General features: G+C 61.3%; 16 protein-coding genes. 5 read left to right on the plus strand and 11 right to left on the minus strand.

All coding sequences use genetic code 11. From position 1 onward, the window contains the following. Positions 1-21: 21 nt before the first annotated feature. From trpS to AAFN47_RS20710, 4 genes are all read right to left on the minus strand, one after another. Positions 22-1,086: a tryptophan--tRNA ligase gene (gene trpS / locus AAFN47_RS20695; protein ID WP_499811156.1), complete on the minus strand. Its 1,065-nt coding sequence runs from the start codon at positions 1,084-1,086 to the stop codon at positions 22-24. A 79-nt stretch (positions 1,087-1,165) separates the two neighbouring features. Beyond that, positions 1,166-1,558 (minus strand): VOC family protein, encoded by a 393-nt coding sequence (locus AAFN47_RS20700; protein WP_499811157.1) that lies wholly within the window; start codon positions 1,556-1,558, stop codon positions 1,166-1,168. An 8-nt stretch (positions 1,559-1,566) separates the two neighbouring features. Further along, complete coding sequence (gene murJ, locus AAFN47_RS20705) at positions 1,567-3,168, minus strand: murein biosynthesis integral membrane protein MurJ (RefSeq protein ID WP_499811158.1); 1,602 nt, start codon at positions 3,166-3,168, stop codon at positions 1,567-1,569. After that, positions 3,165-5,999 (minus strand): [protein-PII] uridylyltransferase, encoded by a 2,835-nt coding sequence (locus AAFN47_RS20710; protein WP_499811159.1) that lies wholly within the window; start codon positions 5,997-5,999, stop codon positions 3,165-3,167. Before AAFN47_RS20710 ends, murJ begins: the two co-directional genes overlap by 4 nt. 237 nt (positions 6,000-6,236) lie before the next feature. Here AAFN47_RS20710 and AAFN47_RS20715 point away from each other — a divergent pair, with 237 nt between their 5' ends. Next, positions 6,237-7,151 (plus strand): ribokinase, encoded by a 915-nt coding sequence (locus tag AAFN47_RS20715; protein ID WP_499811160.1) that lies wholly within the window; start codon positions 6,237-6,239, stop codon positions 7,149-7,151. A gap of 9 nt (positions 7,152-7,160) precedes the next feature. Here AAFN47_RS20715 and AAFN47_RS20720 read toward each other — a convergent pair whose 3' ends face one another. Then, complete coding sequence (locus AAFN47_RS20720; RefSeq protein WP_499811161.1) at positions 7,161-8,105, minus strand: nucleoside hydrolase; 945 nt, start codon at positions 8,103-8,105, stop codon at positions 7,161-7,163. Between the two features lie 174 nt (positions 8,106-8,279). On the opposite strand from AAFN47_RS20720, the gene AAFN47_RS20725 reads away from it, so the two are divergent. The 4 genes from AAFN47_RS20725 (at position 8,280) to AAFN47_RS20740 (ending at position 11,551) form a co-directional block, all read left to right on the plus strand. Next, positions 8,280-9,677, plus strand: a complete 1,398-nt coding sequence (locus AAFN47_RS20725; protein ID WP_499811162.1) for a coniferyl aldehyde dehydrogenase — start codon at positions 8,280-8,282, stop codon at positions 9,675-9,677. 58 nt (positions 9,678-9,735) lie between these two features. Beyond that, complete coding sequence (locus AAFN47_RS20730; RefSeq protein ID WP_499811163.1) at positions 9,736-10,656, plus strand: DMT family transporter; 921 nt, start codon at positions 9,736-9,738, stop codon at positions 10,654-10,656. Positions 10,657-10,784: 128 nt separating this feature from the next. Further along, positions 10,785-11,210, plus strand: coding sequence for an Hsp20 family protein (locus AAFN47_RS20735; protein ID WP_499811220.1), 426 nt, complete (start codon positions 10,785-10,787; stop codon positions 11,208-11,210). Positions 11,211-11,293: 83 nt separating this feature from the next. After that, positions 11,294-11,551 carry a BQ00720 family protein gene (locus AAFN47_RS20740; RefSeq protein WP_499811164.1) on the plus strand — a complete coding sequence of 86 codons (258 nt, stop codon included), beginning with the start codon at positions 11,294-11,296 and terminating at the stop codon, positions 11,549-11,551. A 28-nt stretch (positions 11,552-11,579) separates the two neighbouring features. Here the strand turns inward: AAFN47_RS20740 and ptsN are convergent, their stop codons facing one another. From ptsN to lptC, 6 genes are all read right to left on the minus strand, one after another. Beyond that, complete coding sequence (gene ptsN, locus AAFN47_RS20745; RefSeq protein ID WP_499811165.1) at positions 11,580-12,044, minus strand: PTS IIA-like nitrogen regulatory protein PtsN; 465 nt, start codon at positions 12,042-12,044, stop codon at positions 11,580-11,582. A 65-nt stretch (positions 12,045-12,109) separates the two neighbouring features. Then, a complete protein-coding gene (gene hpf, locus AAFN47_RS20750) occupies positions 12,110-12,679 on the minus strand; it encodes a ribosome hibernation-promoting factor, HPF/YfiA family (RefSeq protein WP_220228628.1) in 570 nt (189 codons plus the stop codon). Between the two features lie 210 nt (positions 12,680-12,889). Next, a complete protein-coding gene (gene rpoN, locus AAFN47_RS20755; protein WP_499811166.1) occupies positions 12,890-14,428 on the minus strand; it encodes an RNA polymerase factor sigma-54 in 1,539 nt (512 codons plus the stop codon). Positions 14,429-14,801: 373 nt separating this feature from the next. Then, the gene (gene lptB, locus AAFN47_RS20760) at positions 14,802-15,623 is read right to left on the minus strand and encodes an LPS export ABC transporter ATP-binding protein (protein WP_499811167.1); all 822 of its coding nucleotides are present in this window, start codon (positions 15,621-15,623) and stop codon (positions 14,802-14,804) included. A gap of 33 nt (positions 15,624-15,656) precedes the next feature. Further along, on the minus strand, positions 15,657-16,337 hold the full coding sequence (locus AAFN47_RS20765; protein WP_499811168.1) for an LptA/OstA family protein: 681 nt from the start codon (positions 16,335-16,337) through the stop codon (positions 15,657-15,659). A 20-nt stretch (positions 16,338-16,357) separates the two neighbouring features. Next, on the minus strand, positions 16,358-17,041 hold the full coding sequence (lptC, locus tag AAFN47_RS20770; RefSeq protein WP_499811169.1) for an LPS export ABC transporter periplasmic protein LptC: 684 nt from the start codon (positions 17,039-17,041) through the stop codon (positions 16,358-16,360). Positions 17,042-17,043: the final 2 nt, after the last annotated feature.

Genomic DNA, 17,043 nt, shown 5'->3' on the forward strand with positions numbered 1-17,043 from the left:
TTCGCCGATGATTTGGGAAGCTCAGTCGATGAGGCCGATGATCGACTTGACATCGCGCATGGTCTGTTCGGCGATGGCCGACGCCCGCTCACCACCGTCCTTCAACACGGCGTCGATATGACCCGGCTCATCAAGCAGACGCCGCATTTCCATGCTGATGGGCGACAGCACCTCGATCGCAAGATCCGCGAGCGCCGGTTTGAAGGCCGAGAACTGCTGGCCGCCGAATTCATCGATGATGTCCTGTTTGCTTCGATCGGAAAGGGCCGCGTAGATGCTGACGAGATTGTCGGCTTCCGGTCGTTCGGCAAGCCCGGCCACATCGCCCGGAAGCGGTTCCGGATCGGTCTTCGCCTTGCGAATCTTCTTCGAAATGGTGTCCGCGTCGTCCGTCAGATTGATCCGCGACAGGTCCGAGACGTTCGATTTGGACATCTTTTTCGTTCCGTCCCGCAGACTCATGACCCGCGGCGCCGGCCCCTCGATCAATGGCTCCGTCAGCGGGAAATAACCCTTTATCTTTTCCTCGCCCACGGTCATTGCGACGTCCAGCCCGCATTGCTGTATGCGATCCGAAAAATCGATGTTGAACTTCTGGGCGATGTCGCGCGTGAGTTCGAGGTGCTGCTTCTGGTCGTCGCCGACCGGAACATGGGTCGCGCGATAGACGAGAATATCGGCGGCCATCAGGCTGGGATAGGCAAGCAGACCCAGAGACGCGTTCTCACGATCCTTGCCGGCCTTGTCCTTGAACTGCGTCATGCGGTTCATCCAGCCGATCCGAGCAACGCAGTTGAATACCCAGGCGAGTTCGGCGTGCTGCGGCACCCGGCTCTGGTTGAAGACGATATGCGCCTTCGGATCGATGCCGGAAGCAAGAAAGGCGGCGGTGATCGACCGGGTCTGGTGCTTGAGGTCCTCGTGCACCAGCTGAGCGGTGATCGCATGAAGGTCCACCACGCAGTAGATGCAGTCGTGGCTGTCCTGCAGCGCGACGAATTTGCGGATTGCGCCGAGATAGTTGCCGAGATGCAGATTGCCGGTCGGCTGAACCCCGGAAAATACGAGCGGTTTGAATTCAGACATGGATCGTTACGCGATAACTGTTTCGGTTGGACAAGTCGCGGCGGGTTATGCACGCGGCGCCGGCCAGGATCAAGGAAAATCAGGTAGAGGCGGGTTCGATCAGATCCCAACTGTTGCCGAAGGGATCGCGGAAGACCGCAACTGTCCCGTAGACTTCATGGCGCGGCTCCTCGAGGAATTCGACGCCCCGATCCAGCATTTGCCGGCGATCGCGAGCGAAATTGTCGGTATGCAGAAAGAAACCGACGCGGCCTCCCGTCTGCCGTCCGATCGCCGCTCGTTGTGCTTCATCGGTAGCCTCGGCGACAAGCAGCGACGCCCCGTTTCCGCCGGAGGGACGGACGAGTACCCAGCGTTTGCCTCCGCCGAGCGGCGTATCTTCCACAAGATCGAAACCGAGCGCTTCGGTGAAGAATGCGATGCCTTCATCATAGTTTGGCACGAGAAATGTCACATGGGCGATGGCGCGCATAGGACTGCCTATTCCGGTTTGGCCGGTTCGTCTGAATCGACGCCGGACGTTTTTCGGCTCCGTCGCATCAGCGTCCTGAGCTGCGATAGTTCAAAAACGCCCGTCAGGATCGCAAAAGACAGGTAGAACCCGCCTGCAACGGCGATGACCAGAGCCATCAGGCCGATCCTGACGAGAATATTGCCGTCAAGCAGCACCGGCCCGATCCATCCGGACAGGAGAAAAAGCAGGCCGCCCATCATCGCGGATCCGACGATGATCAGAAGAATGCGCCGGCCTGTCAGCGCGGAGGGCCTGAACGTATTGTAGCTAAACAGCGCGCCGGCGAGCAGCAGTGCATTGACCCAACCGGCAAGCGACGTCGCGATGGCGATGCCGAGCACGCCGATCTGTGGAAACAGGATCAGACTGCCAGCGATATTGACCGCGGCGTTGACGCCCGCAAAGACCATCGGCGTGCGCATGTTCTCCCGGGCGTAGTAGGCCGGTGTGAATATCTTGTTGAGAACGAAGGCGGGAAGCCCCGCGGCGAAGCCCGCAAGCACCGAGGCCGTGAGCAGCGTCGTCTCGCGACCGAACGCGCCCCGCTCAAACAGCAGGGCGACGAGTTCCGCAGGAATGACGATCAACGCCACAGCCGCCGGCACCGTGAGCGCGAGACCGAATTCAAGGCTGCGGTTTTGCAGGTATATTGCTTCCTTGATGTCCTGCGCCTTGAGCGCGCGGGACAATTCCGGAAGCAGCACCACGCCCACGGCGATGCCAATGACGCCGAGCGGAAGCTGTTCGATCCGGTCCGCGTAGTTGAGCACCGATATGGCGCCGTCCTGACCCGAGGCGATAACCTGCCCGACCAGCAGATTGAGTTGCGTGATGCCGCCGGTGATGGCCGCAGGCAGCGCCAGCCAGAGCAGCCGCCGGACGGGCTTCGACAGGCGCGGCCGGGCAATCTGGAGACCGAAGCCTGTGCGCCTGACCGCAGCGTACAGCAATGCAAATTGCAGGAGGCCCGAAATGGTGACGCCGGCGGCGAGCGCGATACCAACGGCATCAGGCGCGAAATCACTGTAGAGGGCGACGAGCAGCACCAGCACAAGAACTATATTGAGCAGGGTGGGCGCGAGCGCCGCAAGAAAGTATCGCCTGTAGGAATTGAGAATGCCGGACAGCATGGCGACCAGCGACATGGCTGCGAGATAGGGGAACATGACGCGTGTCAGCAGCACCGTCAGATCAAACTTGTCCGGCGTGTCGGCGAATTTCGGCGCGATGACCGTGCCGACGAGGAACGGCATGAAGATCATCGCCAGCGCCGAGAGCGCAATCAGGATGACCAGCAGGACCGAAAGCACCTGCCGCGCGAACAGCTCGGCCGCGGCCTGCCCGCCGCCCTCCAGCTCCTTTGCGAAGAGCGGAATAAAGGCCGAGTTGAAGGCTCCTTCGCCAAGCAGGCGACGAAACAGGTTCGGAAAGCGAAAGGCCGCGTAGAAAGCGTCGGCCACCGGACCGGCCGCCAGCAAGGCCGCAATCAGCGCCTCGCGAACGAAGCCGAGCACGCGGCTCGCCATGGTGGCGGAGCCGACGCTGGCGAACTTGCCGACGAGACTCATGACCGGCTGCTGCGGCGCATCACCGGCGCGGGCGGCGCAATGATGCCGGCCGGCATCTTTTCGCGCATGTCGTCCTCGACGCCGGCGACGGCCGCCCTCAGACGCGCGATAATGTTGGCCTGCTTGTTTTCGTTGACGATCTTATGCCCCACCAGATCGCGCACATAGAAGGTGTCGATCACCCTCTCGCCAAAGGTGGTGATGTGGGCCGAGCCGATATCGAGAGACAGATCCGAAAGCACAGCGGTAACTTCCGACAGTAATCCGACGCGGTCCAGCCCCTCAATCTCGATAACCGTAAAATGATCGGACAGCGTGTTGCTGATCGAGACCTTGGGCGCGACGCGGAACGGCCGGGTCCGGCGCCTTCTGGTCTTTTTGGTTGCGATGACTTCGGGCAGATACTTGCGGCCCGTCAGCACATCCTCGATGACCTTGCCAATGCGCTCGCCACGACGCAATTCATCGCTGTCATCCTCGAATTCCCGGTTGATCATGATGGTGTCGAGGGCGCGTCCGTCGGTGGTCGTGAAGATCTGCGCGTCGGCGATGTTCGCTCCGGCGGCCGCGCAGGCGCCAGCCACGATGGACAACAGCCGCGGATGGTCGGGCGCATAGATCGTGATCTCTGTGATGGCGTGGAAACAAAAGGTGCGCACCATGGTCGCCAGCACCTTGCCTTCTTTCCGGGTTTCGCGAATGAACTCGGCGTGCCGGACCTGATCCTCAGTCGAAACCGACAGGAGGTAGGGTTGATAATGCAGTTTGATGTAGTCGTCGAGTTCTTTCTTCGTCCAGCCGTCGAGTTTTTTTGCAAGCGCCGCGCGCGCATCTGCGGCGCGCTGACGGGCCGAGGCGGCAGTGAAGCCGCCGGAAAGCGTCAGTTCCGTTTCGCCATAAAGCGTGCGCAGGAGTTGGCCCTTCCAGCCGTTCCATACGCCCGGCCCGACGGCCCGGATATCGCAAACCGTGAGGCACAGAAGCATTCGCAGGCGCTCGAGCGACTGCACCGTATCCGCGAAATCGACGATCGTGCGACGATCGTGCAGATCGCGGGTCTGGGCGACAAGCGACATGACCAGGTGCTGTTCGATCAGCCAGGCCAGGAGATCGGTCTGTTCGCTGGTGAAGCCGAATCGGGGCCCGAGCTTGCGCGCAATTCTGGCGCCTTCGATGGAATGGTCTTCCAGACGGCCCTTGGCCACATCGTGCAGCAGGACGGCCGCATAGAGGACTTCACGGTCCTTGATGTCCGGCATGATGCGGGCCGCCAGGGGATGCGACCCTTCCTCCTCGCCGCGGTCCAGCCGCGCCAGAATGCCCACCGCGCGAATGAGATGCTCGTCGACGGTGTAGTGGTGGTACATGTTGAACTGCATCATCGACACTATCTTGCCGAACTCGCGGATGAAGCGGCCGAGCACGCCGGCCTCGTTCATCCGCCGCAGGATCAGTTCCGGATCGCGCCGAGAGGTCAGAATGGAGAGGAACAGCCGGTTGGCCTCATCGTTTTCCCGCAGCTCGGTCTTGATAAGCCCGTGCGAGCGAGTCACCAGTTTGAGAGCTTCCGGATGGAACTTGAGCTCGTGTATATCAGCCAGGTGAAACAGCCGGATCAGGTTGACCGGATCGCGCCGGAACACCTCGTCGTCCACGACATTGATCCGGCCATGATCCTCGATGAAGTCGGTCGTGCCGGGAATCTTCTTGGGCCGCTGCGAGAAGCGCCGTAGCACGCGGGTCAGGGACGGGCTTTCCTTGGCTTGTTCGGCTTCCAGGGTGGAGCAGAAAATGCGTGTCAGATCGCCGACGTCCTTGGCGACAAGGAAATAGTGCTTCATGAACCGCTCGACGGCCGAAAGGCCGGGGTGGTCCTGATAGCCGAGGCTCGCCGCGATTTCGCGCTGAATGTCGAATGTCAGCCGTTCCTCGGCCTTGCCGGTGAGAAAATGCATGTGGCAGCGCACCGCCCAGAGAAAATCACCCGACTTGTCGAACAGGTTCGCCTCGCGGCGCGACAGCACGCCGAGCTTGACGAGGTCGCGCGACGCAGCGGCGTCATAGTGATACTTGGCCAACCAGAACAGGGTCTGAAGGTCGCGCAGGCCGCCCTTGCCCTCCTTGATGTTCGGCTCCACCAGATAGCGGCTGTCGCCGACCTTGCGGTGGCGTGCACTGCGTTCGTCCAGCTTGGCGGCGATGAATTCGCGCGTCGTGTTCTTCATCACGCTGTTTTGGAAGCGCTGCGCCATCTCGCCGTGCAGCTCCGGCGATCCGCAGATCAGCCGATGATCCAGAATCGCTGTGCGGATCGTCATATCGGAGCGGGACAGACGGACGCACTCATCGATGTTTCGGGTGGCGTGGCCGACCTTGAATCCGAGATCCCACAACATGTAGAGGATGAATTCGACGACGCTTTCCGTCCACGGCGTTTCCTTGTAGGGCAGCAGGAACAGGAGATCGATGTCGGAACCGGGCGCGAGCGTAGCGCGACCGTAACCGCCGACGGCGACGACAGAGAGATGTTCTGCTGTCGATGGATTGTCGACGCGAAATGCGTGCTTGACCGCGTAGTCGAATATGCCTGCGATGACGATGTCCTGGAACGCCGAAAGCCGCTGTGCGCACAGGATCCCGCCGCCGTCCTCGTCGAGCATGGCGCGGATTGTCTCGCGGCCTTCCCTGATCGTTTCCTTCACAAAGAGGAACAGTGCATTACGGGCCGCCGGTGAGGCCGGATCGGGATGATCCTGCGCAATGGTCGTCAAGGTGCGCACAAATCTTTCCGTCTCGATAATACGGTCTAGCTGGAGGTCTTTCGATGCCATGGGCGACCGGTTTCACTTTCCTACTGCTGCGGGGGAATTGCTGTATACCGTTTTGCGACCGAGGGCCACCGGCAATCCGGTTCAGCGCCTTGCGCTCGCCGTATTGGCATATTTTCGATGGATATGCGGCAAGTATGTGTTTCCTATCGTGATTTGACGTTGTAAATCAGCCTGAATCGACAGTCCGAAGGCTCGTCCGGTTCAGCCGGCGCTTCTCTGCACCAGGAAAAGACGTTCATGATTACAGTACTCGGTTCGATCAACATGGACCTCATTGCCAAGGTCGAGCGGTTTCCGAAACCGGGGGAAACCGTCGGCGGCCAGGCTTTCTCGACCTCGGCCGGCGGCAAGGGAGCAAACCAGGCGCTGGCGGCGCGGCGCGCCGGAGCCGGCGTCGTGCTTTACGGCGCGGTCGGCAAGGATCACTTCGCCGAGCAGTCTCTGGAACTGCTGAAGGCCGAGAACGTCAATCTCGACGCCATCCGCACAGTCGACGACGTAACAGGCATAGCCATGATCCTCGTCGACGCAAGCGGCGAAAACCAGATCACCGTCGCGCCAGGAGCCAATGGCCGGCTCGACCGTATCGATTCGGCCTATGCGGTGCAGCAGATGAACCCCGGAGATCACCTGCTTTTGCAGATGGAAATCCCCGCCGATGCGCTGAGGACCGCGCTTGCCAACGCCCGCAAGGCGGGCGTCACCACGCTGCTCAATCTTGCGCCCTTCACCGCCGACGCCGCGGAACTGGCCAAACTCGCCGATATCGTCATCACCAATGAGACCGAGTTCGCCGAATTGTGCGGCAAACCCGAGCTCGAGAGCGAAGACCGCGACGCGGAACTTGCGAGGATGCACGAGGAGACGGGCCAGACGATCGTTATCACGCTTGGCGCGGACGGGGCTGTCGCCGCTCGGCACGGCCAGATCAGCCGGGTCGCGGCGATGGATGTTGAAACCATCGACACGGTGGGCGCCGGCGACACGTTCTGCGGCTATCTGGCGGCGGCGCTCGACAATGGCATGGAGATCGGCTCGGCCTTGCAGCGCGCGACCATCGCCGGGAGCCTCGCCTGCATGCACGAAGGCGCGCAGCCGGCGATACCCGCCGCCAGCGATGTCGACGCCGCGCTCGAGATTTTCGTTCTCTGACAGTTTCGCCTAAAGCCGCGCGAGATGCTCGGTCAGGAGGGCGTAGAAGCCGTCCGCGTCGATATCGCGGATGACCAGCGCATTGTGGCGACGGTCGGTGACCTGCCACCAGTCGACCACCGTCATGCCCTCCGTCAGCGGCGACGTGGTCTCGATCTCGACATTGCACTGGCGCCCGGAAAACAGCTCCGGCTTCAACAACCAGGCGATCACCGTCGGATCATGCAGCGGACCGCCGTCCGTGCCGTACTTGGCCTCGTCATAACGCTCGAAGAATTCCAGCAATTCGACGACCGCCTTCGCCACCGGCGTGCCGAGTCTGTTAATCGTCTGCAGGCGCGAACGGGTCGTGAGGCACTGATGGGTGACGTCGAGCGGCATCATGGTGATCGGCGCGCGCGAGGCGAAGACGGCGGCCGCGGCCATCGGATCGACATAGATGTTGAACTCGGCGGCTGGCGTGATGTTGCCGCCCTCGAAGAAACCGCCGCCCATCATGACGATCTGGCCGATCCTGTCGGCGATCTCCGGCGCGCGCTGCAGCGCCATGGCGATATTCGTGAGCGGGCCAAGCGTGCAGAGCGTTACCTCGCCCGGCGGATGCGCAAGCAGCGTCTCGATGAGGAAATCGACGGCGTGGCCCGGCTGCAGAGGCATCGTCGGCTCCGGGAGATCCGGCCCGTCCAGGCCCGTCTTGCCATGGACATTTTCTGCCGTGACCAGCGGCCGGTCGATCGGCTCGCTGGCGCCGGCGAAAACCCGTATGTCTGTCCGTCCGGCAAGTTCGCAGACCTTGCGGGCGTTGACGCTGGTGAGCGCCAAGGGCACGTTGCCGGCCACCGCCGTGACGCCCAGCACCTCCAGCCTGTCGCTGGCGAAAGCCAGCAGCATAGCCAGCGCATCGTCCTGTCCGGGATCGGTGTCGATGATGATTTTCTGAACGGTTTCCTGCATGCAGCTCCCCAGAATGTCGCGCGACTATGGGCCTGAGGGGACGCGAAAGGCAAGCGCAGCCTGGAGGAAATTCAGCTGGTCCTGCGCGCTTGCGCCACGCACCTTGATTGGATTTGGCGCACTGTCACTATATTGTGGCTTGCGGCGTATTCGCCAGATGATGCGGGGAGGCCAATGACCGAAGATGAAATGATCGCCACTTTCGAGCGGCAGCACGCGCTCTCGCGCGCCGAAGCAGCGCCCGACGCAGAGGCGCGTCGCCGGGCGCTGACGACCCTTGAAAAACTGTTGCTCGACAATGGCAAGGCTATTGCGGCGGCGATTTCCGAGGATTTTCGCGGTCGCGCCCGCGCGGAAACTGAATTGCTCGAGGTCGTTCCAACGGCGCGCGGCATCCGCCATGCGCGGCGCAAGGTGGCGCGCTGGATGCGGCCGGAACGCCGCTCCGTCGATCTCGCCCTGCAACCGGCGCGCGCGTGGGTGCGCTATGAGCCGGTCGGCGTGGTCGGGATCATTTCGCCCTGGAACTATCCGGTGTTCCTGGCCTTCGGGCCGCTTTGCAATGCGCTTGCAGCGGGAAGCAGGGCCATGATCAAGCCCTCGGAACTGACGCCCGCCTTTTGCGAACTTCTGAAACGCCTGATCGCCGAGCATTTTGCGCCGGAGCAGGTTGCGGTCGTGACCGGCGGCGTGGAAACAGCGCAAAAATTCTCAAGCCTCGCCTTCGATCACCTCCTCTTCACCGGATCGACGAAGGTCGGGCGTCAGGTGATGCAGGCGGCTGCAAAGAACCTGACGCCGGTCACGCTCGAGCTCGGCGGCAAATCGCCGGCAATCGTTGCGCCGGGCTATCCGATCGACAAGGCGGCGCGCTCGATCGCGTCGGGAAAATTCTCCAATGCCGGGCAGACCTGTATTGCGCCAGACTATGCCCTGGCGCCCGCCGGATCCGTCGAGGATCTGGCGAAGGCGGTGTTGGCGCGGGCAAAAAAATCCTATCCGGACATCGCCGACAACGAGCAATACACGTCCATCGTCTCGGACCGGCATCGCCAAAGGCTGGTCTCGGCGATCGACGAAGCCGCGGCCGCCGGCGCCACCGTGATGAGCCACGAACCGCAGGGCGACAACTCCCCAAAGATAGCGCCTACGGTTGTCATCGGAGCACCCACCGACAGCGTGCTGATGAGCGAAGAGATCTTCGGTCCGGTATTGCCGATCATTCCCTATGAGACGCTGGAAGAGGCGATCGCCTTTGTGACGGCCCGTGACCGGCCACTGGCGCTCTACCTGTTCTCCGACGACCACGCGGAGCAGGAAAAAGTGCTTTCAGGCGCGATTTCGGGTGGCGTGACGCTCAATGGAACGCTGCTTCATGCAGCGCAGGATTCCCTGCCATTCGGAGGCATAGGCCCAAGCGGCGTCGGCGCCTATCATGGCCTAGAGGGCTTTCGCCGCTTCAGCCATGTGCGCGGCGTCCACAAGGTCGGCTTCATCAATATGTTCGAACGCGTCGGACCGCCATGGGGCTGGCTCAGCTCAGCCATGGGACGTTTTCTCTCGCGCTACTGAACAGGCGCCCTGCAACCACTGCGCTTGCCTGTGCGGAACACGACTGATATGGGCGGGCATGACCGTTCGGCCCGCCGTATCTTCTTCTTCGACCGGAACCCTTCTTGCAACGTTCGGCGTCATCGTCGCGGCGATCGGCTTCGGGACAGTTCCGTTCTTCGCGCGTTCGCTGACCGATGAGGGCATGGCGCCGCACGCGGTCGCCTTCTACCGCTTCGCCTTTACCGCGATAGCGCTTCTGCCGACGCTTATCCTGCCCCGCGCGATGTGGCGGACGATTGCCTGGGGCATCGGCGCTGGCATCGTTATGGGCGTCGGCTGGGTCGGCTATGTCCGGGCGATCGAAGTGGCGCCGGTCTCGACAGCGGGCGTTCTCTACATGACCTATCCGGTCTTCACCCTGGTGATCGCCAGGGTCATGTTCGGCGACGTCCCTACCCGCCGCGCCATTCTGGCCGCGCTGCTTATCATCGCGGCGGCGGCGATCGCCATGTCGCCGTCGGCGATCGCCGCAGAACACGTTCCGGCGCTGATCGTCTCGCTTGCCGCGCCGTTCGGCTTCGGTTTCGGCATCAATGTTCTCGTTCACAAGCTGACGCCGCTGCCGACGCTGCCGCGCATCGCCTGCATCACGCTCGGATCGGTGATCGGCCTGACCCCGCTGATGATCGTCACGCCTGCGTCAGCCATATTGCCTGCAGGCGAATCCGGCTGGCTGCTTGTCGCCGCGATCACCGTCGTCACGGCGTTCATTCCGCAACTGCTCTACACGATCTGCGCGCCGGTTATCGGCACCGCCCGCACCGCCGTCGCGGGCAGCGTCGAGTTGCCGACCATGTTCCTCGTCGGATGGTTAACGCTCGCCGAACCTGTCGGGCTCACGCAATGGGCGGCCTGTGGTCTGGTGATTGCGGCCATCATCCTGACGCCGAGCAGGATCACCCGCAATGTCTCGGTTAATATGACCGCGCGCTCTTAGAATTTCGGACCGACAAGCGCGTTTCGGCTTTCATGTTGGCAAAGCCGGATGGCGTCCCCATATTAAGGCGAGCGAAACGCTGCGAGCAGGTTTCGTCTGAGTCGCTTGAAGCAAGGACCGAAATGACAATGTCTCGAATGACGCCGTTTTCAAGCCCGCTGATGCTTGGCTTCGACACGATGGAAAAAACCCTTGAGCGGATCGCCAAGGGCAGTGACGGCTACCCGCCATACAATATAGAACGGTTGATCGAGGATGATTCCCCGACCCAGAAGCTGCGTATAACGCTTGCGGTCGCAGGATTCTCGCGCGACGAGCTCGACGTGAGCCTGCAGGAGAACCAACTTGTCATCCGCGGCCAGCAGGTCGACTCCCAGGAGCGGGACTATCTCTACCGGGGAATAGCGGCGCGGCAGTTCCAGAGGAGCTTCATGCTCGCAGACGGAATGCAGGTGCTGAGCGCCGAACTGAAAAACGGGCTTCTGGCCATCGATCTGGCGAAGCCGGAACCGGAACGTTACGTCAAGAAAATCGATATCTTCGTCACGGATTGATCCGTCTACGGAGCGTCGCGAACGGAACCTTTGCGCCGGGCCGTCAGGCAGGGGCGAATGTCGCCGAACAAGGAGTTAGAGTGATGTTGGAAGAAAATAACACAATCCGGATCAGCAAGGACGAACTGGCGCATCTTGGCGAAGGCCAGGTCGGTTATGTGCGCAAGATGACGTCCGATGAACTGATCGAGCGCTTTCCGGGCGCTGCAGATCTGCAGGCAGGCCTCAATCTCTGGGCCCTCTTCGCCGCCAACGGAACCCCGATCATGCTGAGCGACGACGCGTCGACGCCCTATGTGACGGCGGCTGAAAACCAGTTGAACACCGTCAGCGTTCACTAAAGGCCGGCAATATGCGCCGGCCGCGCGTTCAGGCCGCGTGCGACGTCGGACTGTCGGTCAGGAACGTATAAATCGCAGTCGCGGAATCCGTCGCGCGCAGCTTGGCGACCGTCTCACCGTCGCGCAGCAGACGCGCGATGCGCGACAGCGCCTTGAGATGGTCTGCGCCTGCGCCTTCCGGCGCGAGCAGAAGGAAAACCAGATCGACGGGCTGATCGTCGAGCGCCTCGAACTCCACCGGAGCGTTGAGGCGCGCGAAAACGCCGATGATCTTGTTGATCGACGTCAGCTTGCCGTGCGGGATGGCGACGCCATTGCCGACGCCGGTGGAGCCAAGCCGTTCGCGCTGCAAAATCACGTCGAAGATCTCGCGTTCGGACAGACCCGTCACCTCGGCCGCCTTGGCGGCCAGTTCCTGCAGCAATTGTTTTTTCGAATTCACCTTGAGCGCGGGGATAACAGCTTCCTGTACAATCAAATCCGCAAGCGACATCTCGTGTTCCTCGAATGTCTTTCAAACAAAGGGGCCTGCCGCCGCAGGCCCGGCGCAATTACGCATCAACCGTTGTCAGCGGTGTCGACCCATCCAATATTGCCATCGGCCCTGCGATAGACCACGCTGATGCCGTCATTGGCGGCATTGCGGAAAACCAGCACCGGGCTGTCCGTCATGTCGAGGGCCATAACGGCTCCGGCGACGGTCATGGTCTTCAGTACCTTTGAGGATTCAGCCACAATGGCGGGCGCATAGTCTTCAGGGACTTCGTTGTCGTCGTCAGGCACCGAATCCATGATCCGGTATGCGATTTCGAAACCGTTCTGCTGATTGCCGGCGTGATGGTCCTTCAGACGCCGCTTGTAGCGGCGCAGCCGCTTCTCGAGACGTTCGGCCGCCGCGTCAAAACTCGCCTGGGGTTCCAGCGCCTGACCCGTCGCCTGCAGGGACGTCCCGGTATCGAGATGGATGAGACAATCGGCCGAAAACCGCGATCCCGACTTTTCGATGGTCACCTGGCTTGAGTAGCCGCCATCAAAATATTTCGAAACGGCGTCGCCGATACGATCTTCTATCCGGGTACGGAAGGCGTCACCGACTTCCATATGTTTGCCCGATACTCGAACTGTCATTCCTTGCAACCCTTCTTTGTTCAGGCGGTGTCAGCTTATAAGAGTCTGCGATGCCATCCAAGACGGTTGGCGATCAAATTCGATCTTACAGGAATTGGCTGTGCAAAACGTCGACACCCTTACCGGCCGTTTTAACCCTCGACCGGACGACGCGGCGGATGTATTCCCTGCCGGATCAAATGTCAATGGCGCGGGCGGAAACGGCTGAGTTCACTGCGCCAGACGGGCGAGCGCGCGCTTTTCGCGGCGCCGCTGGACCGACGACGCGATGTTCATCGCCTCGCGATATTTGGCGACGGTCCTGCGCGCAATATCGATGCCGTCGCCTTTCAGTATTCGGACGATAACATCATCGGAGAGCACATGGCCGGCGTCCTCATTATCAACCATGTGCCGGATGCGATGACGCACGGCTTCCGACGAATGACTGTCGCCGCCGCCCGATGCGGCGATTGACGCGGAGAAGAAGAACTTGAGTTCGAAGATCCCCCGCGGCGTCAGCATGTACTTGTTGGACGTGACCCGGGACACTGTCGATTCATGCATATCGATGGCGTCAGCCACGGACTTCAGGGTCAGCGGGCGCAAGGCCGTGACGCCATTGGTCAGGAAACCGGATTGCTGCCGAACGATCTCCGTCGAGACCTTCATGATTGTCCGGGCGCGCTGATCGAGACTGCGAGTCAGCCAGTTCGCGTTGCGCATGCACTCGTTCAGGAACTCCTGCTCCTCCCGCTTCAGGCCGTGCCGCGCCGAAACCGACGCGCAATAGTCCTGATCCACCAGAACCCGGGGCAGCGTGTCCGGATTGAGCTCCACATTCCACAGAACGTCGCTGCGCGGCCGCACGATAACATCGGGCTGGATGGCCTGAATGACGGTCGTGTCGTAGCGGTGACCCGGTTTTGGATCGAGCCTGCGGATCTCGCCCAGCATGTCGATGAGGTCGGCCTCGTCGACGCCGCATAGCCGCCGGAGCGCGACGAAATCACGTCGCGCGAGAAGTTCCAGGTTTCCGATCAGAGCCTGCATGGCGGGATCGAAGCGGTTCTTGCGCCTGAGCTGGATTGCCAGACATTCGCCAAGATCACGCGCAAAAACGCCGGCTGGATCGAATTCCTGCAAGGCGTGAAGCACCGTCTCGAGCCTGTCAGCGCCGACGTTGAGGCGCATCGCCGTTTCCTCAAGGTCGGTGCGCAGATAGCCGGACTCGTCGAGTTGGTCGGCAAGATCAGCAGCGATGGCCCGATCGATCGGGTCTGCGAACGCGAATACGATCTGCTCGCCGATGATCTGCCTCAGGCTGTCGGGCGTGACGGCGAAACCGTCGAGATCCTGGTATCCGTCGCCGGCGAGCGAAGACGAGCCGGGCATGGATTTCCATTGGGACGCAAGTTCCGGAGCGTCCGGTCGGACCGCGCCGCTGTCTTCGGGAAACACATCTTCAGGCGAGGCGTCGAGCCTTTCCGAGATCGAGACGCTGTCATTGTCGAGATTGGCGTCAAACCAGTCTTCCCCGTCACCGGAATCCGAATCGCGGTCGCCCGGTCGATCGTCGTCCGCAGACGCCGCCACCGGCCCGTGCTCCGATGGCGCGTGCTCCAGAAGCGGGTTCTTTTCGATTTCCTGATCGACATACTGAACAAGCTCCGCATGGGTAAGCTGCAGCAGCCGGATTGACTGCATAAGCTGCGGAGTCATCACCAGCGACTGGTTCTGACGAAGCTGCAAAGTGGCCGAAAGAGCCATGGCTACACCAAATCCCCCTGCCCGGCCTCCGACGCCGGATACTCACGCGCACGCCGCCATCCCCGCGCGCTTGACCGACATTGCATCCCGCCGCCCTCGATACAGGCGTTCGCCAATGCGACGCGCAGGTTTCCATTATTGTCTGGAGTGACTGCTCAACGCCCTGCGGGATAACTATTCGTCGAAAATATCGGCTCAATTATCAAAACTGGCCCGAAAATTGCTTCTTTTCGCATTCAGAGTCAAGCAGGAAGTGGAATTCCGGCTGGCGCAACGCCGGCGCGGGTCGGGTCAAGCAAGACCGTGAGCCCTGTTTTTAATACAAATAGCCGATATTGACCAGAAAAATATTGCGGCGCACCATTCGCTGGAACTAGAGCGAAAAGCCCTCACCCAGGTACAGTCGCCGAACATCGGCGTCCGCGACAATTTCCTGCGGCAGGCCGTGCGTCAGCACCTTGCCCCCATGGATGATATAGGCGCGGTCGATCAGCTTGAGGGTCTCGCGCACATTGTGATCTGTGATCAGCACGCCGATTCCGCGACCGGTGAGATGGCGCACGAGGGCCTGGATGTCCGACACGGCGATCGGATCGACGCCTGCGAACGGCTCGTCGAGCAACATGAAAATCGGATCCGAAGCGAGCGACCGCGCAATTTCCAGACGCCGGCGTTCGCCACCCGACAACGAGATCGAGGGAGCGCTGCGCAGGTGATCGATACCAAACTCTTCGAGAAGATCATCAAGCTTGCGCTTGCGCGCCTGCTTGTCGGGTTCGACGATCTCGAGAACGGCGCGAATGTTTTCCTCCACGCTCAGTCCACGGAAAATCGAGGCTTCCTGCGGCAGGTAGCCCAGTCCCAGCCGGGCGCGGCGATACATGGGCATTGACGTCACGTCATAGCCGTCGATCCTGATTTCGCCCTCGTCGACGGGCACCAGTCCGGTGATCATGTAGAAACAGGTGGTCTTGCCGGCGCCGTTGGGGCCGAGAAGCCCGACGGCCTCACCCCGCCTCAACCCAAGCGAAACGCCATCGACGACGCGCCGTTTCTTGTACGCTTTGGAGAGGCCCCGGGCGACCAGGGTGCCCTCATATCGGCCGCTTCCGGATTTGGCGCTCGATCCGGCCGTTTCGCGGTTCTCGCTTTCAGGGCCGGCTGCGGCGGCGTCGTCAGTGGTTACAAATGCCAATATATAAGCCTCGTCCGTCCACAGGGACGAAAATCAGTTCGTTTTGCGCCGCCGCTCGCCGCCCTCGGGCCGGCTGCTGTCTTTCGTCTTGGGGTCAAGCTGCATCTTCACGCGGCCATTGCTCCCGCCGCAACCGTCCAGCTTGGCCTCGCCGCTTTGCATGAAAACGGTCAGCTTGCAGCCAACAAGGACGTTGTTGCCTTCGGTGAGGACAACCCTTTCGCCGGTCAACTCCAGCACCTCGGTCTTCATGTTGAAGATACCCCGGTCAGCCGTCGCCGTCTGCTCGCCGGACTGGATATAGACCGTGTCAGCAACGTCGATGCGTTCAATGTTGGAGCCGATCCCGGAAGTCGGGTTCGCCGGAGCCTGTCCGCCGCCCTCAGCCGACTGCTGGTTTTGAGCGCCATCGCCGGAACGCTGGTCTTTTGCCGGCTCTTCCTTCTCGTAGTAAACGGTCATGACGCCAGACTGCATCAGGGTTTCGCCCTGGACGACCTTGACGTTGCCGGTAAAGATCGCCGTACCGTCCTGGTCCTTGACCTGAAGCTGATCGCTTTCGATCTGGATCGGCTTGTCGCCCGATATCGCGAGACCGTCCATCCGGCTCGACGTCGCCTGCTGCGCGGCTGCGGAACCAAGAAATCCACCAACCAGCGCCGCCGCCAGCAACCCGCTCGCAGCCGTCAGGAAGTTGCGTGTCATTGAAGTCATGTTTGTTCCCGTTCCACTCGCTAGCCACCTGACCTGCCGGTCTTGCGGTTCTTCTTTTCCTGCGGCTTGATGGTCATGTCGACATTGTCTTTGAACGTGATCAGCGAGCCATTCTCCGAAATGACAAGTTTTTCCGCAGATATCAATGCCTGATCCGTGTCAATTCGGACACGCCCCTCGGATTTCAACTCGCTCGTTTCGATATTGATGTCGGCCTGGCGCAAATTGGCCCTCATGCCGGAGCGGGTGACAACCGTGAATGGCTGATCGAGCGTCAGAATATTCTCGACCCGGTTGTATATCCCGCTGACCGCCTCCAGCGTCGCGCTGTCGTCTTTTCCGAACTCGATCTCGGCCGAAATATCCTCAAGCCGGACCACGTCCTGCGCCGACAGGTCCTGTACGGCGCGAGACGCCACAACCGAGTACATTTTATCGCCGCCCGCGCGTCCCGTCATATGAGGATTGGCCATCACCAGTTTGCCACCCGAAATGGAGGCGCCGGCAAAACCGACATCCGGCGGCAGAGCCCGCGCCAGCATCGTGACTCCAATGAATATCGAGATCGCCAACAGCGCGGCGATCGGGAACGCGATCTTCAGGAAACGAACCAGTCGGGAATGCTTCCTGGCTTTCGCATAGCCCTTGGGCAGGCCGCCTTTCGGTAATTTTTCCGTGGCGGGATATGGAGAGACGTGTGCCATGG

Origin of the sequence: Hoeflea sp. CAU 1731 (assembly GCF_039888615.1) — a bacterium.
GTDB lineage: Bacteria > Pseudomonadota > Alphaproteobacteria > Rhizobiales > Rhizobiaceae > Flavimaribacter.

What these genes read in the sequence shown, in the direction of transcription:
- trpS (WP_499811156.1), bottom strand. Translation starts at nt 1,086, where the DNA reads ATGTCTGAATTCAAACCGCTCGTATTTTCCGGGGTTCAGCCGACCGGC.
- AAFN47_RS20700 (WP_499811157.1), bottom strand. Translation starts at nt 1,558, where the DNA reads ATGCGCGCCATCGCCCATGTGACATTTCTCGTGCCAAACTATGATGAA.
- murJ (WP_499811158.1), bottom strand. Translation starts at nt 3,168, where the DNA reads ATGAGTCTCGTCGGCAAGTTCGCCAGCGTCGGCTCCGCCACCATGGCG.
- AAFN47_RS20710 (WP_499811159.1), bottom strand. Translation starts at nt 5,999, where the DNA reads ATGGCATCGAAAGACCTCCAGCTAGACCGTATTATCGAGACGGAAAGA.
- AAFN47_RS20715 (WP_499811160.1), top strand. Translation starts at nt 6,237, where the DNA reads ATGATTACAGTACTCGGTTCGATCAACATGGACCTCATTGCCAAGGTC.
- AAFN47_RS20720 (WP_499811161.1), bottom strand. Translation starts at nt 8,105, where the DNA reads ATGCAGGAAACCGTTCAGAAAATCATCATCGACACCGATCCCGGACAG.
- AAFN47_RS20725 (WP_499811162.1), top strand. Translation starts at nt 8,280, where the DNA reads ATGACCGAAGATGAAATGATCGCCACTTTCGAGCGGCAGCACGCGCTC.
- AAFN47_RS20730 (WP_499811163.1), top strand. Translation starts at nt 9,736, where the DNA reads ATGACCGTTCGGCCCGCCGTATCTTCTTCTTCGACCGGAACCCTTCTT.
- AAFN47_RS20735 (WP_499811220.1), top strand. Translation starts at nt 10,785, where the DNA reads ATGTCTCGAATGACGCCGTTTTCAAGCCCGCTGATGCTTGGCTTCGAC.
- AAFN47_RS20740 (WP_499811164.1), top strand. Translation starts at nt 11,294, where the DNA reads ATGTTGGAAGAAAATAACACAATCCGGATCAGCAAGGACGAACTGGCG.
- ptsN (WP_499811165.1), bottom strand. Translation starts at nt 12,044, where the DNA reads ATGTCGCTTGCGGATTTGATTGTACAGGAAGCTGTTATCCCCGCGCTC.
- hpf (WP_220228628.1), bottom strand. Translation starts at nt 12,679, where the DNA reads ATGACAGTTCGAGTATCGGGCAAACATATGGAAGTCGGTGACGCCTTC.
- rpoN (WP_499811166.1), bottom strand. Translation starts at nt 14,428, where the DNA reads ATGGCTCTTTCGGCCACTTTGCAGCTTCGTCAGAACCAGTCGCTGGTG.
- AAFN47_RS20765 (WP_499811168.1), bottom strand. Translation starts at nt 16,337, where the DNA reads ATGACTTCAATGACACGCAACTTCCTGACGGCTGCGAGCGGGTTGCTG.
- lptC (WP_499811169.1), bottom strand. Translation starts at nt 17,041, where the DNA reads ATGGCACACGTCTCTCCATATCCCGCCACGGAAAAATTACCGAAAGGC.